This window comes from Halobacterium sp. GSL-19 (genome assembly GCF_016917855.1).
GTDB classification, from domain to species: Archaea; Halobacteriota; Halobacteria; order Halobacteriales; family Halobacteriaceae; genus Halobacterium; species Halobacterium salinarum.
In genome coordinates this window covers 1,453,969-1,472,666 of sequence record NZ_CP070377.1, presented here as the reverse complement: position 1 = coordinate 1,472,666, position 18,698 = coordinate 1,453,969, and the positions used below count along the sequence as shown (strand labels likewise).

Genomic DNA, 18,698 nt, shown 5'->3' with positions numbered 1-18,698 from the left:
TTCTTGGGTAGTGACCGAGGCTCTCGATGTCGTGGAGTTCCTGCTGACGGCCCGCGTCTACGACCGCCACCAGGACTTAGACGAGAACGACCTGCCACCGGCGCACCGGATCGCGCTCTGGGGGGACGACGGCGTCCCCCGACCGCCACAAACCACCGAGGACGCAACCCGCGACGCCACCGGCATCGCCGACCCCTGGGAGGCGGTGTCCGAGCTCATGTTCACCGACCGGGACGCGTTCGCCGGCAGCATCACGCTGGTCGACGACGACATGGCGATCGACTGGTTCGTCGACCGCGCGGCCGCCGACCGCATCAGCGCCAACCCCGTGTTGGCGTTCGTGCTCGGCGACGAGTTCGGCGTCGACTACGAGACCGCCCGCGACGCCAACCGGCCGGTTCAGGCCGACCCGCAGTGGATCGACGGGCTGCTCGAGGAGTATTTCGACGAGGACGACGAGGAGATGCTCGACCTCGTGGACGTGCGGTCGCCGGCGGAACTCACGGTGTCCCTCGACGACATCGTGCTCACCGACGACCAGGAAGCGGAGATGTCGAAGGTCGCGAAGGCCATCGAGCACCGCGACTACCTGGCGACGATCGGCCTCAACGAGGTCGGAAAGCTGCTGTTCGTGGGGCCGCCCGGCACCGGGAAAACCTCGACCGCCCGCGGGCTCGCCCACCAACTCGACCTGCCGTTCGTCGAGGTCAAACTCTCGATGATCACCAGCCAGTATCTCGGCGAAACCGCGAAAAACGTCGAGAAAGTCTTCGAGGTGGCCAAACGGCTGTCGCCGTGCATCCTCTTCATGGACGAGTTCGACTTCGTCGCCACCACGCGGACCGGCGACGAGCACAACGCCATCAAGCGCGCGGTCAACACGCTGCTGAAGTCCATCGACGAGATCAGCCTCGTCACCGATGACGTGTTGCTCATCGGCGCGACCAACCACCCCGACGAGCTCGACGCGGCGGCGTGGCGGCGCTTCGACGAGATCCTCTCGTTCCCGCGGCCCGACGAGGGGATGCGCGCGGACATCATCTCGCTGGTCACCAGCGAGGTGGACATCGCCGACTTCGACCCCGCCGCGCTCGCCGCCGAAACCAGTGGCCTCACCGGCAGCGACCTCCGGCTGGTGCTCCGGGAAGCCGTCCTCGACGCGCTCGTCGAGGACCGCACGGAACTCACACAGGACGACCTCATGGCCGCCATCTCTGAGTTCGAGGACCGCGACCACCTCCGCAACCTCGACACCCTCGAAGACGCCCTCGACGACACCCACAGCGACCACACCCACGACGACCATCCAGCTCCCAATCCGGAATGAAGGTGACGCTGCTGGGGACCGGTGACACCACGGGCACGCCGACGCCGGGCTGTGACTGCGCGACCTGTCAGGCCGCCCGCGAGCGCGGCGTCGAACGCACCCGGTTTTCCGTTCACGTCGCCGACGAGGCGTCCGGGGACGCGTTGCTGATCGATTTCAGCCCGGACTTCCGCGCCCAGTTCCTCCGCACGGACGCCCCGTCGCTGCCCGACGCGGGCGTCGTCACGCACGTGCACTTCGACCACCTCGACGGCCTCGGGAACGCCTACCGGCTGTTCGACGACCTCCCAGTGTACGCCGCCACCGACACCGACCCCACCACCGGCGAGTCGGTCGCCGAGACGGTCGCCGGGAAGTACGACTACCTCGACAGCATCGCCCTCCGTGGCGTCGCCCCACGCCGCTCGTTTGCGGCCGCCGGCTTCGACGTCACGCTGGTTCCGGTCGACCACCCGCCCCTGCTCTGCTACGGGGTCGTCGTCGAGCGCGCCGGCGCGAAACTCGCGGTCTCCGGGGACACCACGTACGCGATCCCCGAGGCGTCCCGGGACGCGATGCGCGACCCCGACCTGCTGGTGGCCGACGGCATCGTGCCGGCACACCTCACCCACCACCACCCGAAAGGCGGCCGCCATCCCGACGCCGACGGCGTCCCACGGACGTTCGGCACGAAACACATGACCAGAGAGGGCGCGCTCGCGCTCGGCGACGACCTCGACGCCGACCGGACGCGGGTCGTCCACGCCGCCCACTACTACCCCGTCGAGGAAGCGTTCGCCGACGAGATCGCGGTCGACGGCGAGACGATCCGCCTCTGACCGGCTCAGAACTGGTCGAGGCCGGCCTGCCGGTGGCGGCCACCGGCGTCGCGCTCCCAGCGCGTTCGGCGCTCGCGCTCGGCGTCGAGGGCGACCGCCGGCGGATCCGCGTCGGCGAACCCCGGGCAGTCGGTGCCACACTCGCGTGCCGGGTCGACCACCCGACCGAAGTGCTCGCAGTACGGCAGCGTGACATCGCCGTCGCCGGTCGACGCACGGGCGCAGCCCGGCAGGTCGAACGTCCGCCACCCCTTGCCGTGCGCGCGCTCGGCGATCTGTCGCCGCTGGCGCGCCTTCGCCGCGCCACTCACGGGCCGCACGTCGGTGCGCGCCGCGTGCTCGTCGAGCACCTCCAGGCCCGGGCCGGCGGCGTCGAGGCGCTCGGGCTCCCGGACGATCCGGATCGGCCGCTCGCGGTCGAAATCCACGCGCCACACCCCCACCGCGTCGGGCAGCCGGTTCAGGTGCGCGCCAGTGACGTGTGATTCGGTCGCCACCACGGCGTAGTCGAGCACGCCGAGGCTGGCGTCGTGGCGCAGCTGGCGGGACAGGCCGCCCGGCCGCCCCAGGTCGGGTTTGTTCTCCACGCCGACCAGGCCGCCGATCCACTCCGGGTAGCGTGTGGGCTGGCGGACGACCTGCTGGCCGTCCCGGCGTGTCACGTCCAGGAACCCGGTTTCGGCGCCCGCGTCGGCGACCGCTCGCGCGCGCTCCGGCGGGCCGTCGAACACCCGTGTCACGCGTTCGTACGTCCCGACGGGGACGGGCGCGTCGAGCACCGCACGCGGGATGGTGTCGCTGGTGAGCGCCATCCGGGCGTCGAACGCCGGCCCCGGCAGCACGCAGACGGCGTCCACGATGCGCCCGCCGGTGGCGTGCACGCTCGTCCCGAGTTGCCGGGCGACGACGCCCGCCTCCCCCACGCCGGGCACTCCGTCGGCTTCGAGGTGCGCGCACAGCCGCAGTTCGAAGGCGTACTCTCGCACGGCTACCCCCGCGTACGGCACCCGTTCGGGAAACCGTTGCCCATGGGGTTCCGGCGACGACTCCGTAACAGTAGGTTTATCAGTCGCTCGGGGCGAAATTCACGCAAGATTACTCTGTGAACATGGCAGACGAACACCGTCAACCGGAGGTGAACATCGGACTGGTCGGCCACGTCGACCACGGCAAGACGACCCTGGTCCGCGCACTCAGCGGTGAGTGGACTGACCAGCACTCCGAGGAGATGAAACGCGGGATCTCCATCCGCCTCGGGTACGCCGACGCCACGCTGCGTCGGTGCCCTGACTGCGACGAACCGGAGTGTTACACGGTCGCGGAGACGTGCCCCGAGCACGACACCGCCACCGAAATCGAGCGCACAGTCTCGTTCGTTGACGCCCCCGGCCACGAGACGCTGATGGCGACGATGCTGTCGGGCGCCGCACTGATGGACGGCGCGGTGCTCGTCGTCGGTGCCAACGAGCCGGTGCCCCAGCCCCAGACCGAGGAGCACCTCATGGCGCTTGACATCATCGGCATCGAGAACATCGTCATCGCACAGAACAAAGTCGACCTCGTCGACGCCGAGGAGGCCCGACAGAACTACGAGGAGATCCAGGCGTTCGTCGAGGGGACCGTCGCGGAGGACGCGCCGGTCGTCCCGGTCTCCGCCGAACAGGAGATCAACGTCGATCTCGTTATCGACGCCCTCCAGACGGAGATCGCGACCCCCGACCGCGACCCGAGCGCCGATCCCCTGCTGTACGCCGCGCGATCGTTCGACATCAACCGCCCCGGAACCGAGTGGGGCGGCCTCCTCGGCGGCGTCATCGGCGGCAGCCTCGTGGACGGCGAACTGGAAGCCGGCGACGAACTCGAACTCCGGCCCGGCCGCGAGGTCGAGGAAGGCGGGAAGACGGAGTGGCGGCCGGTCACCACGGACGTCCGCAGCCTCCAGGCCGGCGGCGAGGACGTCGACAGCGCCAGCCCCGGTGGCCTCCTGGGCGTGGGCACGGGCCTCGACCCGAGCCTGACGAAAGGCGACGCGCTCGCCGGCCAGGTCGCCGGGCCGCCCGGCAGCCTGCCGCCGACGTGGGAGTCCTTCGAGATGGACGTGGATCTGCTCGAGCGGCTCGTCGGCGCGGCCGACGGCGAGCAGATCGACGACATCTCGACGGGTGAGCCGCTGATGCTCACGGTCGGCACCGCCACCACCGTCGGCTCGGTGACGAGCGCGCGCGACGGCGAGTGCGAGGTCGCACTCAAGCGGCCCGTCTGTGCGCCCGCCGGCGCGAAGATCGCGATCAACCGTCGCGTCGGCGCGCGCTGGCGACTCATCGGCGTCGGGACGCTGACGGAGTCCGAGTAGACGCATGCAGGCGGTCGCCATCGACACCAACGCGTTGTTGTTGCCGGCCACGCAGCCGCTCCGGCTCTTCGAGGAGCTCGACCGGCTGCTCGGCGACTACGACGCCGTTGTCCCCCAGGCGGTCCACGACGAGCTCGTGGCGCTCGCGGCGGGCGCGGGAGAGACGGCGTCGGCGGCCAGCGTCGGCGTGGATCTGGCGACCGACCGGTGTGGCACGCTCCGGACAGACGTATCGTATGCGGACGACGCGCTCCACGCGCTTGCGGTGAGTGAGGACGTGGACGCGGTCGTGACGAACGACGGCCCCCTGAAAGAGCGCGTGCTCGACGCGGGCACACCGGTAATTCATTTACGGGGCCGGACGCAACTCACCATCACTCGACCATAGAAGATGTACAAGCGAGCACGGCTGAAAGACACGATAGAGGTCCCCCCCGAGTATCTCGGGGCTGTCGGTCCGGACCTGGTGAAGCGGCTACTACAGGACAAACTCGAAGGACGCATGGACGAAGACGTCGGCAGCATCGTCACCGTCACTGAGGTCCACGACCTCGGTGAGGGCGCGGTGTTGCCGAACCGTCCGGGCGTCTACTACGAGGCGGAGTTCGACGCGGTGACGTTCGAACCCGAGATGCAGGAGGTCGTCGACGGCGAGGTCGTCGAAGTCGTCAGCTTCGGGGCGTTCGTCGGCATCGGCCCGGTCGACGGGCTGTTGCACGTCTCCCAGATCAGCGACGAATACCTCGCGTTCGACGAGGAGAACCAGCAGCTGGCGTCCCGGGAGTCGAATCAGGTGCTCGGAACGGGTGATTCGGTGCGGGCGCGCATCGTCACGAAGAGCATCGACGAGCGCAACCCCCGGGAGTCGAAGATCGGCCTGACAGCGAAACAGCCCGGCCTCGGAAAGCACGGCTGGCTGCAGGCCGACCGCGAGCAGGCCGACGCGGCAAGCGAGGGCGAGTAGATGGCGTCGAATCGCCTCGCGTGCCACGACTGCCACCGGATCGTCGAGCCCGACGAGGAGATGTGTCCGTACTGCTCGTCGAACAGTCTCACCGAGGACTGGGCGGGCTACGTGGTGATCACCCACCCCGACACCTCGGAGATCGCGGACAAGATGGAAGTGCATGAGGCCGGCGAGTTCGCGCTGAAGGTTCGGTGAGGACGGTGTCGGAGACGGACGCAGCGGCGACGCTGCCGGCCGACGCTCGGGACGCGTTCAAATCCCCCATCGGGCCCGTGTACACGGACGCGGCGGCGCTGCTGGCGGACGCCACGCCCCCGATCATTGCGGTCGGTGACGTGGTGACGTACCACCTCGTCGATGCCGGGCAGACGCCGGCCGTGGCGGTCGTCGACGGGCGCACCGAGCGTGACGCCGTTCGGCCCGCCGTTCGGGACGCGATCCCGGAGCCCGATCTCACCGTGGCCAGCGAGCCGGGGACGGTGTCGGTGTCGCTGGTGCGCGCGCTCGTCGACGCCATCGCGGACGCCGACGCCACCGTGGTGTCCGTCGACGGCGAGGAGGATCTCGCTGTTGTCCCCGCAGTGCTGGCGGCGCCCGCCGACGCCACCGTGGTGTACGGCCAGCCCGGCGAGGGAATGGTGCGGGTGCCCGTGACCGACGCGGGGCGCGCGGAGATGCGCGAGCGCGCCGACCGCCTGGAGACGACGGCGGCGTTCTGGCGACTCGTGGACTGATGCGGCGTTCGAAATGCTTTTACAGATTTCCCGCGCAAGTACGTGTTAACTGACCATGGAAATCGAGATTCTGGGGCAGGAGGACAATCCCCTGCTTCACCGGACGGACGTCCAGTTCAAGATCGTGCACGACGACGCCACTCCGTCGCGGCTGTCCGTGCGCGACAGTCTCGCGGCGAAGCTCGACAAAGACTCCGAGGAAGTCGTCGTGCACGAGCTCGACACGAAGTTCGGCATGCGGAAGACGCGTGGCCGGGCGAAGGTGTACGACTCGCCGGCCCAGGCCGCCGAGGTCGAACACGATCACATGCTCGAACGAAACAAGATCGGCGCCGACGACGCCGACGCCGAGGAGGCCGAGTAAAATGGCGCGCGGTGACTACTACAGCGACGACGGCACGACGGACAAGGAGATGTGCCCGCGCTGCGGGGACACGTTCCTCGCGGCCCACGACGACCGCCAGGTGTGTGGGCGCTGCGGGTACACCGAGTGGGAGTAACGGTATAGATGCGCGTGCTCGGCGTCGAAGGGACAGCGTGGTGTGCGAGCGCGGCGCTGTACGACGCCGACGCTGCTGCTGATTCTGTCGTCATCGAATCCGACGCGTACCAGCCCGACAGCGGCGGCATTCATCCCCGCGAGGCCGCCGAACACATGCGGGAGGCGATCCCCGCAGTCATCGAGACGGTGCTCGGGGCGGCCGACGGCGACATCGACGCGGTCGCGTTCTCCCGCGGGCCGGGCCTGGGGCCGTGTCTGCGCATCGTCGGATCGGCGGCGCGCGCGCTCGCTCAGGCTCTCGACGTGCCCCTCGTGGGCGTCAACCACATGGTTGCGCACCTCGAAATCGGCCGCCACCAGTCTGGGTTCCAGCAGCCCGTCTGCCTGAACGCAAGCGGCGCGAACGCCCACGTGTTGGCGTACCGCAACGGCCGGTATCGCGTGCTCGGGGAGACGATGGACACCGGCGTCGGGAACGCCATCGACAAGTTCACGCGCCACGTCGGCTGGCAGCACCCCGGCGGGCCGAAAGTCGAAACGCACGCCCGGGACGGCGAGTACACCGCGTTGCCCTACGTGGTGAAGGGCATGGACTTCTCGTTTTCCGGGATCATGAGCGCCGCCAAAGACGCCGTCGACGACGGCGTGCCGGTGGCCGACGTCTGCCGGGGGTTGGAGGAGACCATGTTCGCGATGCTGACCGAGGTCGCGGAGCGCGCGCTCGCGCTCACCGGCCGGGACGAACTCGTGTTGGGCGGCGGCGTCGGCCAGAACGACCGGCTGCGGGGGATGCTCGAAGCGATGTGTGCGGCCCGCGGGGCGTCGTTTCACGCGCCCGAGCCGCGGTTCCTGCGGGACAACGCGGGCATGATCGCGGTGCTCGGCGCGAAGATGGCGGCCGCCGGGGCGACGATCCCCGTGGCCGACTCCGCGATCAACTCCCAGTTCCGCCCCGACGAGGTGTCGGTGACGTGGCGCGACCCCGAGTCGCCGGCACGCGACCCGGGGGCCGACGCCGTGCGCCAGGGCGCCGAAGCCACCGTCACGTTCGCCGACGACGCCGTGATCAAGGAGCGCGCGCCGAAGGCCTACCGTCACGACCGCCTCGACGACCGCCTGCGCCGAGACCGCACCGTCCTGGAGGCCAGACTGACCAGCGACGCCCGCCGGCAGGGCGTTCCGACGCCGCTCGTCCGCGACGTCGACGTGCCCGCGGCGACGATCACGCTCCAGCACGTCGGGGACGCCGACCTCCGGGACGCGCTCTCGCCCGCCCGCGTTCGCGCCGTCGGCCGGCATCTCGCGACCATCCACGACGGCGGGTTCGTGCACGGCGACCCGACCACGCGCAACGTGCGCGTCGGCGCCGAGCGCACGTTCCTCATCGACTTCGGGCTGGGGTATTACACCGACGCCGTCGAGGACTACGCCATGGACTGCCACGTCTTCGAGCAGAGCCTCGTCGGCACCGCCGCCGACGCCGACGCCCTCGTTGCGGCCTTCGAGGACGCCTACGAGGAGGCCGCCGCCAGCGGGCGCGTGCTCGACCAGCTGCGCGCCGTCGAGGGCCGGGGGCGTTACCAGGACGACCCCGAGACGGCGTAGTCCGGGCGCTCCCAAACTGATATGTCCGCCGCCGCCGAAGACGGCGTATGGTCGAGAAACCCACCAGCGGCAGCCTGTTCGGTGTGCCGTACAACTTCGAGCGTCCGAAACTCTCCGCGATGCTGTCGGCGTACTGGCAGCCCGGCGAGGGCATGCTCGTCGAGAAGCCGTTCGGGATCGGGTACACGTTGAACCTCGCGAACTGGCGGTCGTGGATCGTGCTCGGCGTCGCGGGCGTTCTGCTGTGGCAACAGCAGGGCAGCGACGCCGCCAGTGAGGACGCCGAGTCGGCCGTCGACGACGCCGTCGAAGTCGTGGTCGACGACTAACCGACGCCATCTTCTCCCCGCAGCCCCACCGCTGGCGTACATGTCTACGCTCCGGTTCGTCACGACGAACAGCGGGAAGGTACAGGAAGCCGCGTCCTACCTCGACGGCCTCCGGCGGGTCGAGCAACTCGACTACGATTACGCGGAACTCCAGTCCGATGACCTGGCGGCGATCGCCACGCACGGCGCCCGAGAGGCCTACCGGGAGACCGACGACGACACCCCGGTTATCGTCGACGACGCGGGGCTGTTCGTGCGCGGTCTGTCGGGGTTCCCCGGGCCGTATTCGGCGTACGTCGAGGACACGCTCGGTATCGAGCGCGTGTGGGAACTCGCCAGCGATCTCGACGACCGGCACGCCGCGTTCCGGTGCGTGGTGGCGTACACCGACGGCGACACCGTGGAGACGTTCACCGGGGCCGTCCAGGGGACGATGGTTGCGCCGCGGGGCGACGGCGGCTTCGGTTACGATCCGATCTTCGAACACGACGGGACGACGTTCGCGGAGATGCCCACGGACCGGAAGAACGCGCTCAGCCACCGCGGGCGCGCGCTCGCGACGTTCGCCGACTGGCTCGCCGAGCGGGCTGACTGAGCCGGGCGGGCGGACTACGCGCGTGGGTCGCGGTCGGGACCGGGGTAGTCGCCGCCCACGACCACCGGGTACAGCGACGCCGGATCGAACAGGCGGGCGAACGCCCGCGGTGATTTCACGCTCACGGAGACGCGGCCGGCGAGCGCCGCGCCGGTGGCCGCCGACTGGAGGTCGTCGTCGTGGGTGAGCACGTGGGCGGCGCCGCCGCGCATGGCGGCCGCGAGCGCGGGCTGGTCGCCCTCGGGGTGTTCGACGGTGGTGACGCGGTCGGCGATGCGGCCCCGCCAGTCGGCCGCGAGCGCGTCACTACCCAGGGCCGCGATCACCGCCTGGGCGTCGTCCAAGAGGGGCGTGCTGGCGACCAGTGTCACCCAGTCGTGGGCGCGCACCACGTCCAGCGCGGCGCGCGCGTGCCCGTCGACGAACACGTCCGCGGCGAGCACGTCCGCGTCGGCGGCGACCGCCGCGGGGTCGGGGTTACTCGCCACGGCGTGCGTCGAGTTCCGCGTGGATGTCAGCGCGCGATACGTCGGCGTCGGCGCCGCGCTCGAAGAGGGTCTGCCAGGCTGTCATTGTGTTGTGGCCATCAGCTGTCGCACGTTCGCCCGGTAGTCGGCGGGCGTTAATCCCAGATCGATGTCGATGGTGATAGTGATTGCGTCCGAGAGCTCTCGGGTCGCCGTCTTGGTGTAGTTCTGCGCGGGGTACGCGCCCCCGGCAACGACGACGTCGTCGCCCTCGTTCCACACCGCGAGGTCCCCAGCAACCGCGATGCCTCCGGCGTCGATGGTGACGGTGTCGCCGCCGGTCTCGTACTCGATGTCACCGACCCGGTAGTCGCCCTGGAACGTCGCCATCGCCGGCTCTCGACCGGTTGCGGTCGTCAGCGTCTCCACGCCGGTCTCGGTGATGTTCGTCACGCCGCGGTCGCGCATGCGCCGGCGGAACTGGCTGCGGGCCTGTGCCGTGGTTTTGTCGAGGACTTCCGCGCGGCCGACGTTCCCCGGCAAGTCGTTCAGTGGCGGGTCGAAGTTGATGTGTGATGCGGTGAAGACGCCGAGCGTGGCGTCGACCCGCCCGCCGGTGTCCTCGGCGACGGCGGCCGCGAGTTCGGCGTTCCGGTACGTCAGCGTGACCGCCTTCCCCGCCACCTCGACCGGGCCGTACGACTCCGAGAACACGGTCTCTTCGCTGCGGTCGGCACGCTCCCAGCCGCCCGCGTCCAAGGCGTCGCTCGACACGTCCGGCGGCGCGACGGTCCCCACCGCAGCCGAACATCCCCCCAGGATGCCCAGCCCGGCAGCGCTCACTCCCCCGATGAAGCTGCGACGATGCATACACCGCGTCGGGGGTTCGGCTGTATGCATGTTGTGGCCAGTTTAGCTGCCGGTGTGGCTGTACATTACGATCACCCACCGATACATACGTTTAGTTACATTTCGTCGTATTTCCAGTCCGATCGCTGACGTTCTCACGCGGCTGTCTTCCCGTATTTCGCGTATTTCAGACTCTGGGCTGTCGTCTGTCTGACGTGGATTTATGGGGGGTCGCAGTGTAGGACTCAAGCGGACGCGCGACCCCCTCCCTCCCCCCGCGCGTCCAACACTCTCCCACTCCCGCTTTTGGCGACGACTGCATCGACACGCACCGCTGTCCGTAACTTTACAACCATCCAGCACCCACTCCACCCATGGCCGCCCCCGGGCCGTCCGCCGACACTGATACCGGTCTCGACGCGCTCGTCGACGACGCCGGGTTTTTTCGCTCGCTGGTCGAACACGGCTCGGACGCGATCGTCACCATCGACGACGACAGCACCATCCGGTACGCCAACCAGGGCGTCCACCGCGTCCTCGGCTACCGCCCCGACGACCTGATCGGGGACTCGCTCACGACCATCATGCCACCGCGGTTCCACGACGCCCACTTCGACGCCGTCGACCACTACCTCGAAACGGGGGATCGCCGACTCGACTGGAACGCCATCGAAATGCCCGGCCAGCACGCCGACGGCCACGAGATCCAGCTGTCCATCACGTTCGAAGAACACGTCCACAACGGGGTCCGCGCGTTCTCCGGGATCATGCGCGACGTCTCCCGCCAGAAAGCCTACGCAGCCACGCTCGAATCGCTCCAAGACATCACGCACACCCTCATGCAGGCCCGCACCCCCGGTGCCATCGGCGACCACGTGGTCGGAGCCGCCGTCGACATCATCGGCTTCCCGGTGGCGTCCCTGTACCGGTGTGACGACGCCACCGGCGTGCTCCGACCGGTCGCGCAAAGCGACGCCGCGGCGGCGCTGTTCGCGGACCCACCCGCCCTCTCAGCGGGCTCGCTCGCCTGGCACGCCTTCGAGACCAACGACTCGGCGGTCTACCACGCCGACGCGGACGCCACCACCCCCGTCCACGACCCCGACGGCCCCATGACCGCCGAGTACGCCGCCCCGCTCGGCGAGCACGGCGTCCTCCTCGTCGGGGACACCGACGACGTGGCGTTCGACGACCACACCAGCCGCCTCATCGAACTGCTCGCCGCGAACACCCAAGCCGCACTCGAACGCGCCACGCGCGAAGCCGAACGCGAACGGCAGAACGAACAGCTCGAACGGTTCGCCAGCATCGTCTCCCACGACCTCCGGGATCCACTCCAGACCGCCCGCGCCACGGTCGCACTCGCAAAGGCCGGCGACGACGACGCGCTGACGGATCTCACCGCCGCCCTCGACCGCATGGACGCGCTCATCGCGGACGTACTCACGCTCGCGAAACACGGCCAGACGGTCGGCGAAACCGAACCCGTCCCCGTCGCGTCGGTCGCCGCCGACGCGTGGTCGACGGCCGGCGCACCCACCGCGTCACTGTCGACGGCCCCGGATCTGCCGACGCTCAACGCCGACCCCGAGCGCCTGCGCACGCTCTTCGAGAACCTCTTCGGGAACGCCGTCGCACACGGCGGCGACGACGTCACGGTCACGGTCGGCGCGCTCACCGGCGCTGACAGCGGCGGGTTCTTCGTCGCCGACGACGGCGACGGCTTCGGTGACACCGACACCGCACAGCTGTTCGACTACGGATACACGACCGACACCGACGGCACCGGCTTCGGCCTCAGCATCGTCCGCGACATCGCCACCGCACACGGCTGGACGATCGACGCAACCACCAGCGACAGCGGCGGCGCGCGATTCACGATCCACACACAATGACCGAGACACACCCCGACCAGTCCGAGATGCGCTCGACCGAGCCCGTCGTCCTCGTTGTCGACGACGAACCACGCGTCGCCGAAGCCTTCGCGCTCTGGCTCGAAGACGACTACGAGGTCCGCACAGCCACCAGCGGAGCGGCCGCACTGGAGGCCGCCGACGGCGACGTTTCGGTCGCGTTGCTGGACCGCCAGATGCCCACCATGACCGGCGACGAAGTGCTCGCCGCGCTCCGCGAGCGCGCCCTGGACATCCGCGTGGCGATGGTGACCGGCATCGACCCCGACTTCGACATCGTCGAGATGCCCTTCGACGAGTACATCCAGAAGCCCGTCGACGGCGACACCCTCCACGACGTGGTTGCGCGCCTGCGCACGCTCAACCAGTACGACGACTCCATCGACGAACTCTACCGCGTCACGCAGAAACTCGCCACCCTGGAAGCCCAGCTCTCGGAGCGCGCGCTCGCGGACAACGACGAATACCAGCGCCTCCGCGAGCGCAAAGCCACGCTGTCGGAGGCCGCCGACGCGGCACTCGACGCCGCCGGCACGTCCACCGACGCGCTGGGCGACGAGTTCGCGCGCCTCTTCTAGCCGAGCCGCGACAGCAGATCCTCGACGTACGCCGGCACCGCCACGTCCGCGAGGTCGCCGTCCGCGTTCCACGACGCCACCACCTCGTAGCTGCCGTCGCGCTCGACGTCCAGCTCCCACTCGGTGCCGTCCGCGTCGGTCACCTCGACGCGCGCGCCGCCGGACTCCAGGGGCCGCTGGGGCGCGATCTCCACCGTGTTCCCGTTGTAGGCTTCGACAGTTTCGGCGTCCATATCCGAGGGTACGTCAGCCCCACACTTGAGCGTTCAACGACGGCGTGTCACCTCACGAGGTCCCAGACCTGCACGTCGTCCCCGGAGCCGGTGGGTCCAGAGCCACGGCTACGCACTCGCTTCGTCGCCCGCAGGAAAAGCCTAGGCCGGAATTTGAATCCGGGGTCTCGTCCTTACCAAGGACGCGCTTTACCGCTAAGCTACCCAGGCACGCATTACGATTGAAGGTCCGGAAGTGACTTTATGCGTTTCGATTCAGCGCTCGATACCTGGCGGCGTGCCGACACGATCGTCGGACTGCACGGAGCCGACGCGCGCCATGATCTCCGCGACGCGCTCGGGGAGCGCGTCCGCGGCCGCCGGCAGCGGCTCGCCGTGGTTGTCCGCGAGGCCGACGAGATACTGCCGGAGCGCCACCGGCGGGTCGCTGCCCGTCGCGGACCCGCCCGCGATGGCCGCCAACTCGAAGACGTTGGCCTCCAGGCAGCGGTCGGTGGGCGCGCGGTCGGCGTGCCTGTCGGTCTGCTCGCGGCCGAACGCCCGCACTGTTTCGACCGCCTGGTCGGCGGCCTCCGTGCGCGCCAGCAGCCGGAAGCCCCGGGCGACCAGCACGTCCGCGGCGAGAATGTCGAGGTCGTCGCCGGGGTCGTCGGGTGCGTCGGCCGCCGTCCACGGCTCCGCGCTCACGAGGCCTCGCGTCACCCGGAGGCCGTCGTAGATGAGCTGCACGCCGGCCGCGCGCTGGGCGATGGCGTGCTCGTCGACAGCGCCGTCGACGACACGCGCGCTCAGCAGCGTCAACACCCCGGGAAGCATCGACGACGACACCACGTGGTCGTCGATGACTGTTTGGAGCCCGTCCGGCGTAACGTCAGTAATGGCCTCTCTGGCGGCTGCACGTGCCTGTTCGGCCTCCTCCATCACACCCGCCTAGCGGAGCGAACGGCAAAGACCTTTGGAAAGTACTACCACGTATTGGCATGCTCTCGATCACCGACGGCGACGCCGTCCGCGAGATCACACTCGACCGGCCCGACGCCAGGAACGCGCTCACCCGCCAGGGGGTGACGGCGCTGGCCGACGCAGTGACCGCGGCCTCCCAGCCGGTGGTCTACCTGCATGGAGCCGGCACGGCGTTCTGCGCGGGCGCGGACCTCGATGTCGTCGCGGACCTCGACGGCGACACGGGGGCGGCGTTCGCCCGCCGCGGCCAGCGAACCATGAACGCCATCGTGGACGCCGACGCCGTGGTTGTCGCGGGGGTCGACGGTCCAGCCCGCGGGGGCGGTGTGGAGCTCGCGCTCGCCTGTGATGTGCGCGTCTGCACGCCGGCCGCGTCGTTCGCCGAGACCGGCGTGACGCTCGGGCTGTTCGGCGCGTGGGGCGGCACGCGACGCCTCCGGCAGGCGGTCGGCACCACGCACGCCGCCGACCTCTCGCTGTCCGGGCGCACCGTCGACGCCACCGACGCCCGTGCGATGGGGTTGGTGTCCCGGATCGTCGAGGACCCGCGCGCGGTCGCCGACGAGATCGCCGCCAACGACCCCGACGCGCTGCGGGCGCTGCAGGCACTGCTGGGCCAGAACGGCAGCCAAGCGGCGACCGACGAACGGGAGGCCGCGGCGTTCGGCCGACTCCACGCGGAGCCGCGTTAGGGGGCCGGCGGCATCGCGCGCTTGTGTTTGCTGGCCCCGTAGAGGTCCCGGACGGTCTCGACCACCGACGGGTCGATGTCGAGGTGGGTGGCCGTCGCGCTCGCTGGGAGGCCGCCGTCGACGTGCACCGCGAGCACGGCGTCGATGGTGTCGTAGTCAACGCCGAGCTCCCCTGCGTCGGTCTGGTCGGCCCACAGCTCCGCGGTCGGGGCTTTCGTCACGAGGTCCTCGGGCACGCCCAGGTCGCGGGCGAGCTGCCGCACCTGCATCTTGTAGAGGTTCCCGATGGGGTTGCAGTCCACGGCCTGGTCGCCGTACTTGGTGTAGTAGCCGGTCATCGCCTCCGCGCGGTTGCCCGTCCCGAGTACGACACCGTCGCCGTGGTTCGCGACGAAGTAGTTGATCACGGCGCGCGTCCGCGCTCGCGCGTTCCCGACCGCGACTTCGTCGCCGGCCGCGTCCGGGAACACGTCGGTCAGCTGGGTCACGAACGGATCGATCTCCACGACGTCGTACTCGATGCCGAGGTCCTCGGCGACCCGCTCGGCGTCGCTCATGTTCTGGTCGCGGGACACCGCGCCCGGCATCACGAGCCCGTGGAGGGCGTCGGCACCGAGTTCGTCGACGGTGAGGTGTGCAACGGTCGTCGAGTCGATGCCGCCGGACAGCCCGAGCACGCAGCGCTCGGCGCCCGCCGCCGCGACGGTGTCTCGGATGAACGACTGGATGCGGTCGCGGCGCTCGGCGAGCTCGGCCGCGGAGAACCGCAGGTCGAGTGGCGAAACGGTGTCTGGGGCGCTCATCGTCTCTAGGTTTGGCCCGAGCAGTAAAATCCCCGCGGCTAGTCACTCGTCCACACGCCGGCGTCCGCCAAACGCTACGTTGAAGTGCCACCACAGTCAACGATGGATCACCGCTGTTCGAGCGCGGCGCGCGCTGGTGGTCTAGTGGTAGGACATGAGCTTCCCAAGCTCATAGCCCGGGTTCAATTCCCGGCCAGCGCATCCTTCACGCGCCCGGTTCTGCCGGGCGCCGACTGACACCCGATAGCTGTGGCTGTGGCGGTCGCCCACGCCGGAACCCTCTTGTCGCGGGCGCTGGGAGGATCACCATGGCAGTTGACGCCAGCGCTGCCCGCGAGCACGTGTGCACCGCTCACGCCGACGTGCTCGCGGCCGTCGGGGCCGCTGCGGACGCCGTCGACGCAGCCGCCGCGTCCAGTGGCCCCCAACTCGGCGCGGCCCTGGAGTCGCGGCTCACCGACCGCGGCGTGCTTGCGTCGCTGCCCGGGGTGCTTGCCGCGGCCGTGGCGGCGGCCGGCGGCGAGCTGCCAGCGGAGCCGGTGGCAGCACCGCCGTACGTCGTCGTGACGGGCCGCGGCCCGGTGTTGCGGGCGACACTCGACGCCGGCCGGTTGGTCGTCGAACTGCGGGTGTTCGCGCTCACCGACGCGAACCGCTACGAGCGCCGCGACGGGGTGGCCGTCGAGGCGTCCGTCAGGTAGCCGCGCACGGCTGCCGTGGGGCAGCCGAGACTGGGGGCGATCACCGCACCGCGGGATACGTGTCACGCTCGATCCACTCGCGGAGGCGGCTGGCTCCGGCGGTGTCGTATCGAAGGGGGCGACGCCACCACGGCCCCCGCCCGGAGTCCGCCGACCACTCGGTGACCGCTCGGTTCGCTTCAGTGCCCTGCGCCCCGCTCAACGGGACCGCAGTGTCGTACAGTCGCGAGGCGTCGGGGTCGCCAGCGAGCAGGACCGCGGCGTCGAAGGGGTCACGGTAGCAGTGAGCGTTCCCCGCGAACGCCGCCCGCTCGTCGGCCGACAGGGCTGCGTACTCGTCGCCGGGCAGCGGGTCGCGGGCGAGCGCGAACTCGCCGATGAGGTACGCCCCCCAGTCGGACGCCATCCAGGCGGCGGGGTCGTCGGGGGTGTCCAGCGTGCCGTAGAAGTAGACGTCGTCGCCGGCCGACAGTTCCAGCAGCGGCCGGGCTTTCAGGTCATGCGGGTCGCCGTAGGTGTACCGCTCACAGCACGGGTACTCGGCGAACGACGGATCGAGGTGCACGGGCGTATCCTGCAGGTCGGGCGGGACCGTGATCGGGAGATCGAGGTCGGCGTACGTCGGCACCGAGCCGGCGGTCGGTTCGGGCTCGGGGATGGGAACGTAGACGAACGAGCCGTCGGCTCGCAGCGGCCCGCGGAACCCCGGCTGGTTCGTGTTCGCGGCGACGTTGATCGCGACTCCTGTGGTCACGGCTGTAGTGACCGCACGCAGCGCCGACAGAAGTCGTATCCGGAGTCGTTTTCCGTGCCGCAAGCCGGACACGTCGCCGCGGTCGGGGTCGGGTCGTCGTCCGCGCGCTGGTTGGCGTCCCGGTCCGGGGGTTGTGGTGCCACCTCGGTGACACCGATGTCGCCGCGCTGGATGCGCCGCCACACCGCGATCTGGAGCACCGCAACCACGACCATCGCGAGCAGGAATGGCGCCCACTCCATGCGCCGTGCTACCACGGCCAGGCTCTTTAGCGTTCGCCCGGTGGCGAGCGGTCCCGCTGGAACTCGTCGTACACGGCGGCGTCGGCCGGCACCGCGTCGTCGAGTCGGCGCTCGGCCTGCCGGCGTTCGCCGCCCGCATCCAGGGGCGCGGCGACCGGCTCCCACCCCGGCTTCACGCGCACGCTCTCCGCGGGGCTCCCGACCGCAATGTGGTGGGCCGGCACGTCGCCCTGTACGACCGACCGGGAGCCGACGAGCGCGTTCTCCCCAACGCGGACCCCCGCCCGCACGAGCGCGCCCTGGGTCACCCGCGCGTCGGCACCGATCTCGGTGCGGTAGTTCGTCACGTCGGTCTGGTCGACCACGTCGTGGTCGTGCGTGTAGAGGTGTGCGCCGTCGCTCACGCTGGCCCGCGCCCCGACCACGACCTCGCCGCGGTCGTCGAGGTGCACGCCGTCGTGAACGACCACGTTGTCACCGAGTTCGATGTTGTGGCCGTAGGTCATCGTGATGCCCTTGAACAGCCGCACGTCCTCGCCGACGCCGGCGAACAGGTGGCCCGCGAGCATCCGGCGGAACGGGAGCGCGACGTCGACGTTGTCCGCCAGCGGCGTGGTGTCGAACTGCCGCCACAGCCACTGCAGGGGTTTCGAGCGCGCGAACGCCGCCTCGTCTTTCTCGGCGTAATACTCCGATTCGAGGCTGGCGTTCCGGGGGTCGAGGGTTGCCAGCCGCGCCGTCGCGGCCGGCCGGACGTCGTCGCCGTCCCGCCAGGCCTCGTAGGCGTCCCGCTCGCCGCGGAGGTCCGCGAGCGTCCCCGTGACGGCCGTGGCCAGCTCGTCGGGCGTCTCCGCGGCGGACAGCCGCTCGTCGACGCCCGACACGAACGCCCGACGAACGTCCTTGGCGTCCGCGGGCAGCGAGACGTGTCGCTTGGTCATGCCGTTCCGTGGGCCGCCAGCGGCATAGTGGTTTTCGTCCCGAAAGCTGCCGCCGCGACGGGTCTCGCTGGGAGCCAGTCGGTGGCTGACGACAGCAGCACCGCGGCGACGCCGGCGACCGCGAGCACGCTGACCAGCGACACGAGGGACTCCTCCCCGGCCGTCGTGAGTCCGAGCGAGACCACCGCGACGAGCGGTCCTACTCCCAGCACCGTCAGTCGGTCCAGCCTGCGTTGGAGGGCGTCGTCCATGCTCGTGGCTGTCGAATTCACGCGACGAAACCGTATCCCTGTCGCTGGAACCGTCGGCGCTAAGTGGCACAACACCCAACC

At 70.1% G+C, this 18,698-nt stretch carries 26 protein-coding genes and 2 tRNA genes; 17 read left to right on the top strand and 11 right to left on the bottom strand.

The genetic code is table 11. The features are described 5' to 3' along the window. Window positions 1–10: 10 nt before the first annotated feature. Together JT689_RS09625 and JT689_RS09620 are read left to right on the top strand one after the other, a co-directional pair. Window positions 11–1,327: an ATP-binding protein gene (locus tag JT689_RS09625; protein ID WP_205251079.1), complete on the top strand. Its 1,317-nt coding sequence runs from the start codon at window positions 11–13 to the stop codon at window positions 1,325–1,327. Beyond that, complete coding sequence (locus JT689_RS09620; protein WP_205251078.1) at window positions 1,324–2,145, top strand: MBL fold metallo-hydrolase; 822 nt, start codon at window positions 1,324–1,326, stop codon at window positions 2,143–2,145. Before JT689_RS09625 ends, JT689_RS09620 begins: the two co-directional genes overlap by 4 nt. Before the next feature lie 5 nt (window positions 2,146–2,150). Here the strand turns inward: JT689_RS09620 and JT689_RS09615 are convergent, their stop codons facing one another. Beyond that, the gene (locus tag JT689_RS09615; protein ID WP_205251077.1) at window positions 2,151–3,131 is read right to left on the bottom strand and encodes a DUF5787 family protein; all 981 of its coding nucleotides are present in this window, start codon (window positions 3,129–3,131) and stop codon (window positions 2,151–2,153) included. A 122-nt stretch (window positions 3,132–3,253) separates the two neighbouring features. Between JT689_RS09615 and JT689_RS09610 the strand changes: the two genes are divergently transcribed. The 10 genes from JT689_RS09610 to rdgB are packed head-to-tail and all read left to right on the top strand — an operon-like array spanning window position 3,254 to window position 9,230. Further along, a complete protein-coding gene (locus tag JT689_RS09610; RefSeq protein ID WP_010903512.1) occupies window positions 3,254–4,498 on the top strand; it encodes a translation initiation factor IF-2 subunit gamma in 1,245 nt (414 codons plus the stop codon). A gap of 4 nt (window positions 4,499–4,502) precedes the next feature. Further along, window positions 4,503–4,886 (top strand): hypothetical protein, encoded by a 384-nt coding sequence (locus tag JT689_RS09605; RefSeq protein WP_010903511.1) that lies wholly within the window; start codon window positions 4,503–4,505, stop codon window positions 4,884–4,886. Window positions 4,887–4,889: 3 nt separating this feature from the next. After that, window positions 4,890–5,462, top strand: a complete 573-nt coding sequence (locus tag JT689_RS09600; protein ID WP_010903510.1) for a DNA-directed RNA polymerase — start codon at window positions 4,890–4,892, stop codon at window positions 5,460–5,462. After that, complete coding sequence (gene spt4 / locus JT689_RS09595) at window positions 5,463–5,660, top strand: transcription elongation factor subunit Spt4 (RefSeq protein WP_010903509.1); 198 nt, start codon at window positions 5,463–5,465, stop codon at window positions 5,658–5,660. It abuts the gene before it with no gap. Between the two features lie 5 nt (window positions 5,661–5,665). Then, window positions 5,666–6,199, top strand: coding sequence for a DUF359 domain-containing protein (locus JT689_RS09590; RefSeq protein WP_012289421.1), 534 nt, complete (start codon window positions 5,666–5,668; stop codon window positions 6,197–6,199). 55 nt (window positions 6,200–6,254) lie between these two features. Next, a complete protein-coding gene (locus JT689_RS09585) occupies window positions 6,255–6,563 on the top strand; it encodes a 30S ribosomal protein S24e (protein WP_010903507.1) in 309 nt (102 codons plus the stop codon). A gap of 1 nt (window position 6,564) precedes the next feature. After that, a complete protein-coding gene (locus JT689_RS09580) occupies window positions 6,565–6,699 on the top strand; it encodes a 30S ribosomal protein S27ae (RefSeq protein ID WP_010903506.1) in 135 nt (44 codons plus the stop codon). An 8-nt stretch (window positions 6,700–6,707) separates the two neighbouring features. Then, window positions 6,708–8,306 (top strand): bifunctional N(6)-L-threonylcarbamoyladenine synthase/serine/threonine protein kinase, encoded by a 1,599-nt coding sequence (locus tag JT689_RS09575; RefSeq protein ID WP_010903505.1) that lies wholly within the window; start codon window positions 6,708–6,710, stop codon window positions 8,304–8,306. 47 nt (window positions 8,307–8,353) lie between these two features. Next, window positions 8,354–8,635: a DUF5808 domain-containing protein gene (locus JT689_RS09570; protein ID WP_010903504.1), complete on the top strand. Its 282-nt coding sequence runs from the start codon at window positions 8,354–8,356 to the stop codon at window positions 8,633–8,635. A 40-nt stretch (window positions 8,636–8,675) separates the two neighbouring features. Then, a complete protein-coding gene (rdgB, locus tag JT689_RS09565) occupies window positions 8,676–9,230 on the top strand; it encodes an RdgB/HAM1 family non-canonical purine NTP pyrophosphatase (protein WP_010903503.1) in 555 nt (184 codons plus the stop codon). 14 nt (window positions 9,231–9,244) lie between these two features. On the opposite strand, the gene JT689_RS09560 is transcribed toward rdgB, so the two are convergent. After that, the gene (locus tag JT689_RS09560) at window positions 9,245–9,718 is read right to left on the bottom strand and encodes a hypothetical protein (RefSeq protein WP_205251076.1); all 474 of its coding nucleotides are present in this window, start codon (window positions 9,716–9,718) and stop codon (window positions 9,245–9,247) included. Between the two features lie 81 nt (window positions 9,719–9,799). Further along, window positions 9,800–10,567, bottom strand: coding sequence for a DUF6517 family protein (locus JT689_RS09555; RefSeq protein ID WP_205251075.1), 768 nt, complete (start codon window positions 10,565–10,567; stop codon window positions 9,800–9,802). Between the two features lie 353 nt (window positions 10,568–10,920). On the opposite strand from JT689_RS09555, the gene JT689_RS09550 reads away from it, so the two are divergent. Continuing rightward, window positions 10,921–12,441, top strand: a complete 1,521-nt coding sequence (locus tag JT689_RS09550; protein ID WP_205251074.1) for a PAS domain S-box protein — start codon at window positions 10,921–10,923, stop codon at window positions 12,439–12,441. 26 nt (window positions 12,442–12,467) lie between these two features. Then, window positions 12,468–13,037: a response regulator gene (locus JT689_RS09545; RefSeq protein ID WP_205251905.1), complete on the top strand. Its 570-nt coding sequence runs from the start codon at window positions 12,468–12,470 to the stop codon at window positions 13,035–13,037. On the opposite strand, the gene JT689_RS09540 is transcribed toward JT689_RS09545, so the two are convergent. The 3 genes from JT689_RS09540 to JT689_RS09530 form a co-directional block, all read right to left on the bottom strand. Beyond that, entirely contained in the window at window positions 13,034–13,270 is a 237-nt protein-coding gene (locus JT689_RS09540; RefSeq protein WP_010903497.1) for a hypothetical protein, read from the bottom strand. The two genes, JT689_RS09545 and JT689_RS09540, sit on opposite strands and share 4 nt — an antisense overlap. Window positions 13,271–13,408: 138 nt before the next feature. Next, window positions 13,409–13,480 (bottom strand) — tRNA-Thr (locus JT689_RS09535). 45 nt (window positions 13,481–13,525) lie between these two features. Beyond that, window positions 13,526–14,191 carry a hypothetical protein gene (locus JT689_RS09530; RefSeq protein WP_012289417.1) on the bottom strand — a complete coding sequence of 222 codons (666 nt, stop codon included), beginning with the start codon at window positions 14,189–14,191 and terminating at the stop codon, window positions 13,526–13,528. Window positions 14,192–14,250: 59 nt separating this feature from the next. Between JT689_RS09530 and JT689_RS09525 the strand changes: the two genes are divergently transcribed. Beyond that, window positions 14,251–14,925, top strand: a complete 675-nt coding sequence (locus JT689_RS09525; protein ID WP_205251073.1) for an enoyl-CoA hydratase/isomerase family protein — start codon at window positions 14,251–14,253, stop codon at window positions 14,923–14,925. Here JT689_RS09525 and JT689_RS09520 read toward each other — a convergent pair. After that, the gene (locus JT689_RS09520) at window positions 14,922–15,728 is read right to left on the bottom strand and encodes an NAD+ synthase (protein ID WP_010903494.1); all 807 of its coding nucleotides are present in this window, start codon (window positions 15,726–15,728) and stop codon (window positions 14,922–14,924) included. The two genes, JT689_RS09525 and JT689_RS09520, sit on opposite strands and share 4 nt — an antisense overlap. 130 nt (window positions 15,729–15,858) lie before the next feature. On the opposite strand from JT689_RS09520, the gene JT689_RS09515 reads away from it, so the two are divergent. After that, a tRNA-Gly gene (locus tag JT689_RS09515) sits at window positions 15,859–15,929 on the top strand. Between the two features lie 107 nt (window positions 15,930–16,036). Continuing rightward, complete coding sequence (locus tag JT689_RS09510) at window positions 16,037–16,429, top strand: hypothetical protein (RefSeq protein ID WP_205251072.1); 393 nt, start codon at window positions 16,037–16,039, stop codon at window positions 16,427–16,429. Window positions 16,430–16,469: 40 nt separating this feature from the next. On the opposite strand, the gene JT689_RS09505 is transcribed toward JT689_RS09510, so the two are convergent. The 4 genes from JT689_RS09505 to JT689_RS09490 are packed head-to-tail and all read right to left on the bottom strand — an operon-like array spanning window position 16,470 to window position 18,617. Next, a complete protein-coding gene (locus JT689_RS09505) occupies window positions 16,470–17,183 on the bottom strand; it encodes a hypothetical protein (protein WP_205251071.1) in 714 nt (237 codons plus the stop codon). After that, complete coding sequence (locus tag JT689_RS09500) at window positions 17,180–17,425, bottom strand: zinc ribbon domain-containing protein (protein WP_010903491.1); 246 nt, start codon at window positions 17,423–17,425, stop codon at window positions 17,180–17,182. Before JT689_RS09500 ends, JT689_RS09505 begins: the two co-directional genes overlap by 4 nt. A 26-nt stretch (window positions 17,426–17,451) precedes the next feature. After that, complete coding sequence (locus tag JT689_RS09495) at window positions 17,452–18,366, bottom strand: acyltransferase (RefSeq protein ID WP_205251070.1); 915 nt, start codon at window positions 18,364–18,366, stop codon at window positions 17,452–17,454. Beyond that, complete coding sequence (locus JT689_RS09490; protein ID WP_205251069.1) at window positions 18,363–18,617, bottom strand: hypothetical protein; 255 nt, start codon at window positions 18,615–18,617, stop codon at window positions 18,363–18,365. Before JT689_RS09490 ends, JT689_RS09495 begins: the two co-directional genes overlap by 4 nt. Between the last annotated feature and the right edge of the window lie 81 nt (window positions 18,618–18,698).